Genomic DNA, 12,240 nt, shown 5'->3' with positions numbered 1-12,240 from the left:
CGGCTGACCTTACTGATGCGGGGTGGACGGGCCGGAATCGGCGCCGTCCTTGAGCAGTACGTCGGCGTCGAAGCAGGTGCGTGCGCCGGTGTGGCAGGCGGCGCCGACCTGGTCGACCTTGACCAGCACGGTGTCGGCGTCGCAGTCCAGGGCGACGGACTTGACGTGCTGGAAGTGGCCGGAGGTGTCGCCCTTGACCCAGTACTCCTGGCGGCTGCGCGACCAGTAGGTGCAGCGGCCGGTGGTGAGCGTCCGATGCAGCGCCTCGTCGTCCATCCAGCCGAGCATCAGCACCTCACCGGTGTCGTACTGCTGGGCGATGGCGGGCAGGAGTCCGTCGGCGCTGCGCTTGAGCCGCGTGGCGATCTCCGGGTCGAGGTGGCTGGGCGGAACACTGCGGCGCGAAGCGCCTCGATCAGGGGTGGTGGTCGGGTGGCGGGCGGGAGTGCTGGTCATGCCGACCATTGTGCCGCGCGGCACTGACAGTCCTGATGGAGTGTCCAGTACCCGGACCGTGCGGGTGCTGTCCATTGGGCGGACCCGGTGCGTGGTCGTACGCTGACTGCATGTCGACTTTCGCCAAGCGTGAACGACTTCTCCTGGCCGACCTCCTGGAGGCGGAGGGCCCCGACGCCCCCACCCTCTGCGAGGGCTGGCGGACCCGTGACCTCGCCGCGCACGTGGTGGTGCGCGAGCGTCGCCCCGATGCCGCCGGCGGCATCCTGATCAAGCAGCTGGCGCCGCGTCTGGAGCGGGTGATGGCGGAGTTCACCGCCAAGCCGTACGAGGAGCTGATCCAGCTGATCCGAACCGGCCCGCCGCGCTTCTCGCCGTTCGCGCTCAAGCAGCTCGACGAGATGTCCAACACGATCGAGTACTACGTCCACACCGAGGACGTACGCCGCGCCCAGCCCGACTGGACTCCGCGCGAGCTCGACCCGGTCTTCCAGGACGCCCTCTGGTCCCGCCTGGAGCGCTCCGCCCGCCTGATGGGCCGCGGCGTCCCGACCGGCCTCGTCCTGCGCCGCCCCGACGGCCAGACAGCGGTCGCCCACCGCGGCACCCCGGTCGTCACGGTGACCGGCGAACCGTCCGAACTGCTGCTCTTCGCGTACGGCCGGCAGAACGCCGCCAAGGTGGAGCTGGAGGGCGAGGAGGACGCGATCACCAAGCTGCACGAGACGAAGCAGCTGGGGATCTGAGGGATCACTTGGGGAGTTCTGCGCGGCGCAGGGAGCCCGCGCAGAGGGCGATGACGCCACCCAGGGCACTGACGACGGCGCCCACCACGAAGACCGGTCCGGTGCCCCACAGCTCGGCCGCCCAGCCGACCACCGGGAAGGTGAGCGGCGCGACGCCGAAGCCGACGAGCGTGGAGGCGGCGGTGACCCGGCCGACGTAGGCCGGGCCCGCCGCGGCCTGGACCAGCGCCCCGCACAGGGCCCCGGACAGACCGGCCGACAGGCCGATGAGCAGGGCCACCCCGACCGCGCCCGGGACGGACGTCACCTGCGCCAGCGCCCCGATCGCCACGGCCCCGAGGAGGCTCGTCACCGCGGCCACGGCCCCGGCCCGGGGCACTCGGCCGCGCCAGGTGAGCAGGAACGAGGCCGCGCCGGCGCCGGCCCCGAAACCGGCGAGAACCCAGCCCATGCCGGACGAGCCCCAGCCGCGCTGCTGTGCGAGGAGGGTCAGGCCGAGGTTCATCGGGCCGACGAAGCCGAGGTCGGTGAGGGCCGCGGCGATCACCAGCGGGCGCAGCACCGGGTCCCGCCGGATGTGGCGCAGCCCGTCCCGCAGCTCGGCCAGGACCGCGCCCCGGGGCGACGCGTCGTCCGGCGGCAGCGTGCCGACCCTGACCGCCAGCAGCAGCGGCAGGGACACCCCGACGAGCAGCGCGGCCAGCCCGAACGCGCCCGCCGTACCGCCGACGGCGACGCCGAGGCCGCCCAGCGGTCCGCCGAGGACGTTCGCGAGCCGGGTGGCGAGGCCGCGCATGCCCTGGACGCGGGCGAGCTGGCCGCGTCCGGTGATCCGCGCGGGCAGGGCACCGGCGGCGGGCAGGAACACGGCGTCGACGACGCCGAAGAGCACGGCTACCGCACCCAGCACCCACAGCCCCGGACTGGTGGCGAGGAGCAGGACGGCCGCGGTCAGCACGAGAGCGGCGCGCGCGGCGGTGCTGGCGAGCACGGTCCGGCGCGGCCCATAGCGGTCGGCCACCACTCCCCCGCCGAGCATCAACAGGGCACGCGGCAGCGCACTGGCCGCGGTGACCAGTCCGGCCTGGGCGGGGGTGCCGGACTGGACGGCGGCCCAGGACAGGGCGATGAAGTAGACGTTGTCGCCGACCGCGGACGAGATGTACGCGCCGAGCCAGCGCAGGACGTTGGGGTCGCGGTGAGCCGGTCTGTCCTTCAGGCCGGCCCCGGGCACGAGCGTGCTGGTCACGGCGGACCGTCCTCTCCGGTACGGACTCGCAGGTACGGACTCTCAGGTGCGGAAGGGGAAGCCGTACGTGTGCACCGCGACGTTCTCGCGGCCCTCGGTGTCGCCTGCGGCCACGGCGGCCCGGCCGCGCTCCTCGTACTTGCGGACCAGGGCGTACATCTCCTTGGACAGCGCGGAGAGTTCGTCCGGGGTGAGCCTGAGCAGCCACTCGGAGGAGTCGGACGCCGTCGTCCACGCGTCGCTCCAGTGGGCCCGCTCGTCGAGGTAGCGGCGGTACATATCGGCGCGCTGCTCGAAGAAGAGGCGACTGGCCGCCGTGTGCGCGGCGGCCTTCTCCGGGGCGTCCCTGAAGTCCTCGTCGTGGATGGACACCCCTTCGGAGGCGGGCTGCCACCAGCGCTCCCGGCCGTCCGCGCTCTGCGCCTCGGACTCCTCGATCAGCCCGTGCTCGGCGAGTTTGCGCAGGTGATAGCTGACCAGCGAGACGGCCTCGTCGACCTGGTCGGCGAGCTGGGACGCGGTCGCCGAACGGGCGATGATCAGGCACCGGTACAGCTGGGCCCGTAGCGGGTGCGCGAGCGCCTTGAGGGTGCCCACGTCCTTGATGCGCCTCTCCCGATCCGTCATGCCACTCACGCTAGGTAAGAAAGAAAAGTTGCGCAACTAATTTTGCGCAACAATCCTTTCCCATCCGCCCATGACAAAGCCCCGGCCGAAACCGACCGGGGCTCAGCTCGCGCTAGCGGACGGGGTGCCCCGCTCCCCGCAACGTCTCCTTCACCTCACCGATCCGCAGGTCGCCGAAGTGGAAGACCGATGCCGCGAGGACCGCGTCCGCGCCCGCTTCGATGGCCGGCGGGAAGTGGGCGAGCCGGCCCGCGCCGCCGGAGGCGATGAGGGGGACGGTCACGTGTTTGCGGACGGCCTCGATCATCTCGATGTCGTAGCCGTCCTTCGTGCCGTCCGCGTCCATCGAGTTGAGCAGGATCTCGCCCGCGCCCAGCTCGGCGGCCCGGTGCGCCCACTCGATCGCGTCGATGCCGGTGCCCTTGCGGCCGCCGTGGGTGGTGACCTCGAAGGTGCCTTCAGGGGTGCGGCGCGCGTCCACCGACAGGACCAGCACCTGCCGGCCGAACCGCTCCGCGATCTCGCGGATCAGGTCGGGACGGGCGATGGCCGCCGTGTTGACGCCCACCTTGTCCGCGCCCGCCCGCAGCAGCTTGTCCACGTCCTCGGCCGTGCGGACGCCGCCGCCGACCGTGAGCGGGATGAACACCTGCTCGGCGGTGCGGCGCACCACGTCGTACGTCGTCTCGCGGTTGCCGGAGGACGCGGTGATGTCCAGGAAGGTCAGTTCGTCGGCGCCCTCGGCGTCGTACACCTTGGCCATCTCGACGGGGTCGCCCGCGTCGCGCAGGTTCTGGAAGTTGACGCCCTTGACGACCCGGCCGTTGTCCACGTCCAGGCAGGGGATGACTCGTACGGCCAGGGTCATGCGGATGCTCCTCGGAACGCCTCCACCTCGACCTCGACGACCAGGCTGGGGTCCACGAAGCCGGAGACGATGATCATGGATGCGGCGGGCCGGACGGAGTCGAACAGCTCCTTGTGAGCACGTCCGATGTCGTCCACGTCCCGGGCGTGGGTTATGTACATACGCGTGCGTACGACGTCGTCCCGGCCGAGACCCAGCTCCCCCAGCGCCGCGAACGCGACCTCGAAGGCGTTGACTGTCTGCTCGTACGGACCGCCGCCGGCGATCTCACCGTCCACTATGGACGTGCAACCGGACACCAGCACCAAGCCGTTCGGCAGCTCCACCGCGCGGGAGTAGCCGAAGGTCTCCTCCCAGGGCGCACCGGTCGTGACACGCCTTAGGTCGCTCACTGGGCTACCGCCTCCAAGGCCTCTTCCAAGGTGAACGCCTTCGCGTACAGGGCCTTCCCTACGATCGAGCCCTCCACGCCCAGCGGTACGAGCTCGGCGATGGCCCGCAGGTCGTCCAGCGAGGACACGCCGCCGGAGGCCACGACCGGGCGGTCGGTCGCCGCGCAGACGTTCTTCAGCAGCTCCAGGTTCGGGCCCTGCAGCGTGCCGTCCTTCGCGATGTCGGTCACCACGTACCGCGCGCAGCCCTCCTTGTTGAGGCGCTCCAACGTCTCGTAGAGGTCGCCGCCGTCGCGGGTCCAGCCGCGCCCGCGGAGCGTGGTGCCCCGTACGTCCAGGCCCACCGCGATCTTGTCACCGTGCTCGGCGATGACCTTCGCGACCCACTCCGGGGTCTCCAGGGCGGCCGTTCCCAGGTTCACCCGGGTGCAGCCGGTGGCCAGGGCGGCGGCGAGGGAGGCGTCGTCCCGGATGCCGCCGGACAGCTCGACCTTGATGTCCATCGCCTTGGTGACCTCGGCGATCAGCGCGCGGTTGTCGCCGGTGCCGAACGCGGCGTCCAGGTCGACCAGGTGCAGCCACTCGGCGCCCGCCCGCTGCCAGGCGAGGGCGGCTTCCAGGGGGGAGCCGTACGACGTCTCGGTCCCGGACTCTCCATGCACGAGGCGGACGGCCTGGCCGTCGCGGACGTCGACGGCGGGGAGGAGTTCGAGCTTGCTCACAGTGTTCCGATCCAGTTGGTGAGGAGCTGGGCTCCGGCGTCGCCGGACTTCTCGGGGTGGAACTGCGTCGCCCACAGGGCGCCGTTCTCCACGGCGGCCACGAAGGGCTTGCCGTGCGTCGACCAGGTCACCTTGGGGGCCGTCAGCGTCGGGTTGTGGACCTCGAGGTTCCAGTCGTGGACGGCGTACGAGTGCACGAAGTAGAAGCGCGCGTCCGCGTCCAGACCGGCGAACAGCTCGGAGCCGGGCGCCACGTCCACGGTGTTCCAGCCCATGTGGGGCACGATGTCGGCCTGCAGCGGCTCGACCGAGCCGGGCCACTCGTCCAGGCCGCCGGTCTCGACGCCGTGCTCGATGCCGCGCGCGAACAGGATCTGCATGCCGACGCAGATGCCCATGACGGGACGGCCGCCGGCCAGGCGACGGTCGACGATCCAGTCGCCGCGGGCCTCGGTCAGCCCCTTCATGCAGGCGGCGAAGGCCCCGACGCCGGGCACCAGGAGCCCGTCGGCGTTCATGGCCTTGTCGTAGTCACGGGTGATCTCGACGTCGGCCCCCACGCGCGCGAGGGCACGCTCGGCCGACCTCACATTGCCGAAGCCGTAGTCGAAGACCACGACCTGCTTGGGCGCACTCAATTCCACACCTCCAGCCGCATGACGCCCGCGACCAGACACATCGCGGCGCCGATCGAGAGCAGCACGATGAGGCTCTTCGGCATCTCCTGCTTGGCGAAGGAGATGATCCCGCCGACCAGGAAGAGCCCGACGACGACCAGGACGGTCGACAGCCCGTTCACAGCGCGCCCTTCGTGGAAGGCAGGATTCCGGCGGCGCGCGGGTCCCGCTCGCTGGCGTACCGCAGCGCCCGGGCCAGCGCCTTGAACTGGCACTCCACGATGTGGTGCGCGTTGCGCCCGTACGGCACGTGCACGTGCAGCGCGATCTGGGCCTGGGCGACGAAGGACTCCAGGATGTGCCGGGTCATCGTGGTGTCGTACTCGCCGATCATCGGCGCCATCTTCTCGGGCTCGGTGTGCACGAGGTAGGGGCGGCCGGACAGGTCGACGGTCACCTGGGCCAGCGACTCGTCCAGCGGGACCGTGCAGTTGCCGAAGCGGTAGATGCCCACCTTGTCGCCGAGTGCCTGCTTGAAGGCGGCGCCCAGCGCGAGGGCGGTGTCCTCGATGGTGTGGTGCGAGTCGATGTGCAGGTCGCCCTCGGTCTTCACGGTCAGGTCGAACAGACCGTGCCGGCCGAGCTGGTCGAGCATGTGGTCGTAGAAGCCGACGCCGGTCGACACATCGACCTTTCCGCTGCCGTCGAGATCGATCTCGACGAGCACCGACGTCTCCTTGGTGACGCGCTCCACACGTCCTACGCGGCTCATCAGCTCTGCTCCTTCTTGAGTTCACGGACCGCGTCGAGGAACGCGTCGTTCTCCTGTGGGGTTCCGGCGCTGACCCGCAGCCACCCCGCGATGCCGTTGTCGCGGACCAGGACACCCTGGTCGAGGATCCGCTGCCAGGCCGTGTGAGAGTCCTCGAACCGGCCGAACTGCACGAAGTTCGCATCGGACTCGACGACTTCGTAGCCGGCCGCCCGCAACTCGCTCACCAGCCGGTCCCGCTCGGCCTTCAGCTGCTCGACGTACTTCAGCAGCGTGTCGGTGTGCTCCAGGGCCGCGAGCGCGGTCGCCTGGGTGATCGCCGAGAGGTGGTAGGGCAGCCGTACGAGCTGAACCGCGTCGACGACGGCCGGGTGCGCGGCGAGGTAGCCGAGGCGGAGTCCGGCCGCGCCGAACGCCTTCGACATCGTCCGCGACACGACGAGATTCGGCCTGCCCTCGATCAGCGGCAGCAGCGAGTCGCCATGGCTGAACTCGATGTACGCCTCGTCGACCACGACCATGGACGGCCTCGCCGCCTGCGCGGCCTCGTACAGCGCGAGGACCGTCTCGGGCGGAACCGCGTTGCCCGTGGGGTTGTTGGGGGTGGTGATGAAGACGACGTCCGGCCGGTTCTCGGCGATCGCCTTCTCGGCGGCGGCGGCATCGATCGTGAAGTCGTCGTCGCGGGGACCCGAGATCCAGCCCGTTCCGGTGCCGCGCGCGATGAGCGCGTGCATCGAGTACGACGGCTCGAAGCCGATCGCCGTACGGCCAGGGCCGCCGAAGGTCTGCAGCAGCTGCTGGATGACCTCGTTGGAGCCGTTGGCCGCCCAGACGTTGGCCAGGCCGACCTCGTGACCGGACGTGTCGGTGAGGTACTTGGCCAGCTGGGTGCGCAGTTCGACCGCGTCCCGGTCCGGGTAGCGGTTGAGGTTCCGGGCCGCCTCACGGACGCGCTCGGCGATCCGTTCGACCAGGGGCTCGGGCAGGGGGTACGGGTTCTCGTTGGTGTTCAGCCGTACGGGGACATCCAACTGGGGCGCGCCATAAGGGGACTTGCCGCGCAGCTCGTCCCGTACGGGGAGATCGTCGATGCCAGTCACTTGCCCTCGGGAACCTTCCATCCGAACCGCGCCTTGACCGCCGCGCCGTGCGCCGGCAGGTCCTCCGCCTCCGCCAGCGTCACCACGTGCTGGGCCACGTCGGCCAACGCGTCCCTCGTGTAGTCGACGATGTGGATGCCACGCAGGAAGGACTGGACCGACAGGCCCGAGGAGTGGCAGGCGCAGCCACCGGTGGGCAGAACGTGGTTGGACCCGGCGGCGTAGTCGCCGAGCGATACCGGCGCCCAGGGGCCGATGAAGATCGCGCCGGCGTTCTTCACCCGGTCCGCGACCGCGGCGGCCTCGGCCGTTTGGATCTCCAGGTGCTCGGCGCCGTAGGCGTCGACGACCCGAAGGCCCTCGTCGACGCCGTCAACCAGGACGATGGCGGACTGCCTGCCCTTCAGCGCCGGGACGATCCGGTCCTCGATGTGCTTGGTGGCCGCGACCTGCGGCTCCAGCTCCTTCTCCACCGCATCCGCCAGCTCCACGGAGTCGGTGACCAGGACGGCGGCGGCCAGCGGGTCGTGCTCGGCCTGGCTGATCAGGTCGGAGGCGACATGCACCGGGTCGGCGGTGGCGTCGGCCAGGATCGCGATCTCGGTCGGGCCCGCCTCGGCGTCGATGCCGATCTTGCCGGTGAAGTAGCGCTTGGCGGCGGCGACCCAGATGTTGCCAGGGCCGGTGACCATGTTGGCGGGCGGGCAGGACTCGGTGCCGTACGCGAACATCGCGACGGCGGTGGCGCCACCGGCGGCGTACACCTCGTCGACGCCGAGCAGTGCGCACGCGGCGAGGATCGTCGGGTGCGGAAGGCCATCGAACTCGGCCTGCGCCGGGGAGGCGAGCCCGATGGACCCGACGCCGGCCTCCTGCGCGGGCACGACGTTCATGACCACGGAGGACGGGTAGACCGACCGGCCGCCGGGCGCGTACAGCCCGACCCGCTCGACCGGCACCCACTTCTCGGTGACCGAGCCGCCGGGCACGACCTGGGTCGTGTGCGTCGTACGGCGCTGCTCGCGGTGGACGAGACGGGTGCGCCGGATGGACTCCTCCAGGGCGGCGCGCACGGCCGGGTCGAGCTCTTCGAGGGCCTTGTCGAGCGCCTCGGCCGGGACGCGTACGGAATCCAGACGCACCCCGTCGAACTTCTCGGCGAAGTCGATCAGCGCCGCGTCGCCCCGATGATGCACGGCCTCGCAGATCGGACGCACCTTCTCGAGGGCGGCCGCAACGTCGAAGTCGGCTCGGGGCAGCAGGTCGCGCAGGGCGGGACCCTCCGGGAGGGCGTCGCCGCGCAGATCGATTCGGGAGATCACGGGCTCAATTCTCGCAGACCGGAGTCGGGCGTCGTCTCCGCGTTTCAGTGGCTGATACACGACACGGAAGATCCCCTTCACGTTTAGCGTTCGGGGCGTCACTCAGCGGGCATGAACGGTTGTACGAAACCTATGAGTAACAGGAGGAAGGAACCACCGTGACCGAGGGGGCCGGCATCCGCGCCGGGGAGCTGCCGGACGATCTGACCGCCGCCGAGGCCGGCATGTGGCAGGCCTTCCGCAACGGCAGCGTGTACGACCTGAGCAGCGGCGACCCGATCGTCGACGATCCGCACGGCGGACACCCCTGGGGACCGGAGCGGACGGTGCGGGCGCGGATCGTGTGCTGGCTGCTGCTGGACGGCCCGCCCGCCCTCGCGGGCCGTGTGTCGTCGCTGAAGCTCACCGGCGTGCAGATCAGCGGCACCCTGGACCTCGCGGGCGGCACGGTCACGCCCTACGTCGAGTTACGCGGCTGCCGTTTCGAGCGGGAGATCCTGCTGCCGGAGGCCCGCTTCACCACCGTACGGCTGGTGGACTGCTCGGTGCCGCGGCTGGAGGCGGCCCGGGTGCACACGGAGGGCGATCTGCATCTGCCGCGCTGCCGCTTCCACAACGGGGTACGGCTGACCGACGCGCACATCGGCACGGATCTGCTGATCAACCAGGCCATCGTCTACCGGGACCGCAGCGGACGCTCCATCTCCGGGGACGGCATGACCATCGGCCAGGACCTCCAGGCCGAGCTGCTCGAATCGCACGGCGAGCTGCGGCTGCGCGGCGCCAACGTCGGCGTGTCGCTGAGTCTGCGGGGTGCCCGGCTGGCCAACCCGTACACCCGGTTCGCGTTGAACGCGCCGCAGCTGACCGTGGGGCGGACGCTGTATCTGACGCCCGCCGGTGTCGGCAGCGTGCTGCTGAGCGGGGGCACACCCGCGCGCGGGACGCGGGTCCAGCGGGTCGAGTGCGAGGGCGGGGTGCGGCTGGACGACGGGCGGTTCGGGGACTCCGTCGACTTCGAGCGGGCCCGGTTCACCTTCACCGACGAGCAGGAGCTGTCGCTGCGGCGGGTGCAGACGCCGGAGTTGCGCTTCCTCGGCGAGCGGCCGGCGCGTGGGCGGGTCGTGCTCTCGGGGGCGAAGATCGTCAACCTGATGGACCGGCGGGACAGCTGGCCGGGCCCCGGGCGACTGCACATGGGCGGCTTCGCCTACGAGAACCTCGTGCCGCGCGGCCCCTTCCCGCTCGCCGAGCGGCTGGAGTGGGTGGCTGCCGCGACCGCCGAGTACAACCCGGAGCCGTACGAGCGACTGGCCACCGTACTGCGGGCCGGGGGCGAGGACGAGGACGCCCGCGAGGTGTTACTCGCCAAGCAGCGCCGCCGGCGCGAGACCCTCCCGGCGGCGGCCAAGCTGTGGGGGTATGTGCAGGACTGGACGGTGGCCTACGGCTACCGGCCCGGCCGGGCGGCGGTCTGGATGGCGCTGCTGTGGGCGGCGAGCTCGGTGGCCTTCACGCATGCCGACCATCCGCCGATCAAGTCCGGCGAGCATCCGCCGTGGAACCCGGCCCTCTTCGCGCTCGACCTGCTCCTGCCGGTCATCGACCTCGGTCAGGTGGGTTTCTGGCGGCTGCGCGGCGGCTGGCAGTGGCTGGCCGCGGCGATGATCGTGGTCGGCTGGATCCTTGCGACGACGGTGGCGGCGGGGGCGACACGGCTGCTGCGACGGGGGTGACCTGAGTGCGGGAGCCGCCCACCGGGAGCTGACGGAGGTGCGGCAGCTGCCCACCAGGTGGTCGGTGCGCACGCGCGTTCTCCCGCGACCACTAGGCTTTTGCGCCGTGACCACCGTCCGGCTTCCGCTCTTCCCCCTGAACTCGGTGCTGTTCCCGGGACTCGTGCTCCCGTTGAACGTCTTCGAGGAGCGTTATCGCGCCATGATGCGCGAACTGCTCAAGTCCCCCGAGGACGAACCGCGCCGTTTCGCCGTCGTGGCGATCCGCGACGGCCACGAGGTGGCCGCCAGCGCGCCCGGCATGCCGGACCCGACGGCGCTGCCCGAGCGCGGGCCCGCCGCCGGCTTCGGCACCGACCCCGTCAAGGCCTTCCACGGCGTGGGCTGTGTGGCGGACGCGGCGACGATCCGGGAGCGGGCCGACGGCACGTTCGAGGTACTGGCGACGGGGACGACCCGCGTGCGGCTGCTGTCGGTCGACACGTCCGGTCCCTTCCTGACGGCCGAGCTGGAGGAGCTGACGGAGGATCGCGGCGACGAGGCGGGGGCGCTGGCCGAGGGGGTGCTGCGGGCGTTCAGGCAGTACCAGAAGCGGCTGGCGGGCGCCCGGGAGCGGTCGCTGACGACGAACGGGGAACTGCCGGACGAGCCGGCCGTGGTCTCGTATCTCGTGGCGGCCGCGATGATGCTGGACACCCCGACGAAGCAGCGTCTGCTCCAGGCGCCGGACACCGCGTCCCGGCTGCGCGACGAACTGAAACTCCTTCGCTCCGAGACGGCCATCATCCGTAACCTGCCGTCGTTGCCGGCGTCGGAACTGACGCGCGGCCCGACGAACCTCAACTGAACCTGGAACAGGCCCGGATGGCGAAGAAGTCGAAGAAGCAGCAGTCAGGCGGGACGCCCGCGACGGTGGCGTTGACGGCAGCAGGCGCGGAGTTCACGGTCCACGCCTACGACCACGACCCCGCGCACCCCTCCTACGGCGAGGAGGCCGCCGAGGCGATGGGTGTCTCCCCGGAGCGCGTCTTCAAGACGTTGGTCGCGGACGTCGACGGCGCGCTGGTGGTCGGCATCGTCCCGGTGTCCGGCTCCCTGGACCTCAAGGCCCTGGCGACGGCGGTGGGCGCCAAGAAGGCGACGATGGCGGACCCGGCCCTGGCCGAGCGCACGACGGGCTATGTCCGGGGCGGCATCTCCCCGTTGGGCCAGCGCAAGAAGCTCCGCACGGTCCTGGACGCCTCGGCGACCGCCTTCGACACGATCTGCGTCTCGGCGGGCCGCCGCGGCCTGGAGGTCGAACTGTCCCCGAAGGACCTGACCGACCTCACGAACGCCACCCTCGCCCCGATCGCCCGCACCTGACCTCTCGACGCCGGCCCCTTCCTCGGTTAAGCAGAGGGGACATGTCGAAGAAAACCCGGAAACGCAAATGGCGTGTGAAAAAGGGCCGAGCGAATCATGGTCGGCGCCCATCCTGACCCAAGCCCGTCCGACGTGCCAGGGTAAGACCGCCTCGGCCACTTCTCGACGCCGGTCCGTGCATTTCAGCCCGTCCGGCGTTTGAGGACGAGGCCGTTCAGGCCGAAGCGGGGGTCTGGGGGCGCAGCCCCCAGGGATGGGACGGGTA

At 71.0% G+C, this 12,240-nt stretch carries 15 protein-coding genes; 4 read left to right on the top strand and 11 right to left on the bottom strand.

Going from position 1 to position 12,240, the window contains the following annotated elements:
- Positions 1-9 precede the first annotated feature (9 nt).
- Positions 10-456: a phosphoribosyl-AMP cyclohydrolase gene (hisI, locus tag AB0I98_RS26315; protein WP_362945796.1), complete on the bottom strand. Its 447-nt coding sequence runs from the start codon at positions 454-456 to the stop codon at positions 10-12.
- Positions 457-566: 110 nt separating this feature from the next.
- On the opposite strand from hisI, the gene AB0I98_RS26310 reads away from it, so the two are divergent.
- Complete coding sequence (locus AB0I98_RS26310) at positions 567-1,202, top strand: TIGR03085 family metal-binding protein (protein WP_210576087.1); 636 nt, start codon at positions 567-569, stop codon at positions 1,200-1,202.
- A 4-nt stretch (positions 1,203-1,206) separates the two neighbouring features.
- Here AB0I98_RS26310 and AB0I98_RS26305 read toward each other — a convergent pair whose 3' ends face one another.
- The 10 genes from AB0I98_RS26305 to hisD form a co-directional block, all read right to left on the bottom strand.
- Positions 1,207-2,451, bottom strand: a complete 1,245-nt coding sequence (locus AB0I98_RS26305) for an MFS transporter (RefSeq protein ID WP_362945793.1) — start codon at positions 2,449-2,451, stop codon at positions 1,207-1,209.
- Positions 2,452-2,493: 42 nt separating this feature from the next.
- Positions 2,494-3,078 carry a helix-turn-helix domain-containing protein gene (locus AB0I98_RS26300; protein WP_362945791.1) on the bottom strand — a complete coding sequence of 195 codons (585 nt, stop codon included), beginning with the start codon at positions 3,076-3,078 and terminating at the stop codon, positions 2,494-2,496.
- 112 nt (positions 3,079-3,190) lie between these two features.
- Positions 3,191-3,946, bottom strand: a complete 756-nt coding sequence (gene hisF / locus AB0I98_RS26295; RefSeq protein WP_210576093.1) for an imidazole glycerol phosphate synthase subunit HisF — start codon at positions 3,944-3,946, stop codon at positions 3,191-3,193.
- A complete protein-coding gene (locus AB0I98_RS26290; protein WP_210576095.1) occupies positions 3,943-4,338 on the bottom strand; it encodes a RidA family protein in 396 nt (131 codons plus the stop codon). Before AB0I98_RS26290 ends, hisF begins: the two co-directional genes overlap by 4 nt.
- The gene (priA, locus tag AB0I98_RS26285) at positions 4,335-5,060 is read right to left on the bottom strand and encodes a bifunctional 1-(5-phosphoribosyl)-5-((5-phosphoribosylamino)methylideneamino)imidazole-4-carboxamide isomerase/phosphoribosylanthranilate isomerase PriA (protein WP_328366355.1); all 726 of its coding nucleotides are present in this window, start codon (positions 5,058-5,060) and stop codon (positions 4,335-4,337) included. The genes AB0I98_RS26290 and priA overlap by 4 nt, the downstream gene beginning before the upstream one ends.
- Positions 5,057-5,698, bottom strand: coding sequence for an imidazole glycerol phosphate synthase subunit HisH (hisH, locus tag AB0I98_RS26280; RefSeq protein WP_301979193.1), 642 nt, complete (start codon positions 5,696-5,698; stop codon positions 5,057-5,059). Before hisH ends, priA begins: the two co-directional genes overlap by 4 nt.
- A complete protein-coding gene (locus AB0I98_RS26275; RefSeq protein ID WP_362945788.1) occupies positions 5,695-5,859 on the bottom strand; it encodes a hypothetical protein in 165 nt (54 codons plus the stop codon). Before AB0I98_RS26275 ends, hisH begins: the two co-directional genes overlap by 4 nt.
- Positions 5,856-6,449 (bottom strand): imidazoleglycerol-phosphate dehydratase HisB, encoded by a 594-nt coding sequence (gene hisB / locus AB0I98_RS26270; protein ID WP_020137489.1) that lies wholly within the window; start codon positions 6,447-6,449, stop codon positions 5,856-5,858. The genes AB0I98_RS26275 and hisB overlap by 4 nt, the downstream gene beginning before the upstream one ends.
- Positions 6,449-7,552, bottom strand: coding sequence for a histidinol-phosphate transaminase (locus tag AB0I98_RS26265; protein ID WP_362945785.1), 1,104 nt, complete (start codon positions 7,550-7,552; stop codon positions 6,449-6,451). The genes hisB and AB0I98_RS26265 overlap by 1 nt, the downstream gene beginning before the upstream one ends.
- Positions 7,549-8,874, bottom strand: coding sequence for a histidinol dehydrogenase (gene hisD, locus AB0I98_RS26260; protein ID WP_362945783.1), 1,326 nt, complete (start codon positions 8,872-8,874; stop codon positions 7,549-7,551). Before hisD ends, AB0I98_RS26265 begins: the two co-directional genes overlap by 4 nt.
- A gap of 158 nt (positions 8,875-9,032) precedes the next feature.
- Between hisD and AB0I98_RS26255 the strand changes: the two genes are divergently transcribed.
- From AB0I98_RS26255 to ybaK, 3 genes are all read left to right on the top strand, one after another.
- Positions 9,033-10,610 (top strand): oxidoreductase, encoded by a 1,578-nt coding sequence (locus AB0I98_RS26255; RefSeq protein WP_362945780.1) that lies wholly within the window; start codon positions 9,033-9,035, stop codon positions 10,608-10,610.
- Positions 10,611-10,716: 106 nt separating this feature from the next.
- Positions 10,717-11,457: an LON peptidase substrate-binding domain-containing protein gene (locus AB0I98_RS26250; protein WP_362945778.1), complete on the top strand. Its 741-nt coding sequence runs from the start codon at positions 10,717-10,719 to the stop codon at positions 11,455-11,457.
- A 17-nt stretch (positions 11,458-11,474) separates the two neighbouring features.
- Complete coding sequence (gene ybaK, locus AB0I98_RS26245; protein ID WP_362945776.1) at positions 11,475-11,975, top strand: Cys-tRNA(Pro) deacylase; 501 nt, start codon at positions 11,475-11,477, stop codon at positions 11,973-11,975.
- Positions 11,976-12,240: the final 265 nt, after the last annotated feature.

The organism is Streptomyces sp. NPDC050211, from assembly GCF_040656035.1.
Classification (GTDB): Bacteria; Actinomycetota; Actinomycetes; order Streptomycetales; family Streptomycetaceae; genus Streptomyces.
Note: the sequence above shows the minus strand (reverse complement) of the source record. Positions and strands in the feature narration are given on the sequence as shown.

Bases quoted from the DNA above. Each gene is read 5' to 3' on its own strand.
- hisI (WP_362945796.1), bottom strand. From the start codon at position 456: ATGACCAGCACTCCCGCCCGCCACCCGACCACCACCCCTGATCGAGGC.
- AB0I98_RS26310 (WP_210576087.1), top strand. From the start codon at position 567: ATGTCGACTTTCGCCAAGCGTGAACGACTTCTCCTGGCCGACCTCCTG.
- AB0I98_RS26300 (WP_362945791.1), bottom strand. From the start codon at position 3,078: ATGACGGATCGGGAGAGGCGCATCAAGGACGTGGGCACCCTCAAGGCG.
- hisF (WP_210576093.1), bottom strand. From the start codon at position 3,946: ATGACCCTGGCCGTACGAGTCATCCCCTGCCTGGACGTGGACAACGGC.
- hisB (WP_020137489.1), bottom strand. From the start codon at position 6,449: ATGAGCCGCGTAGGACGTGTGGAGCGCGTCACCAAGGAGACGTCGGTG.
- ybaK (WP_362945776.1), top strand. From the start codon at position 11,475: ATGGCGAAGAAGTCGAAGAAGCAGCAGTCAGGCGGGACGCCCGCGACG.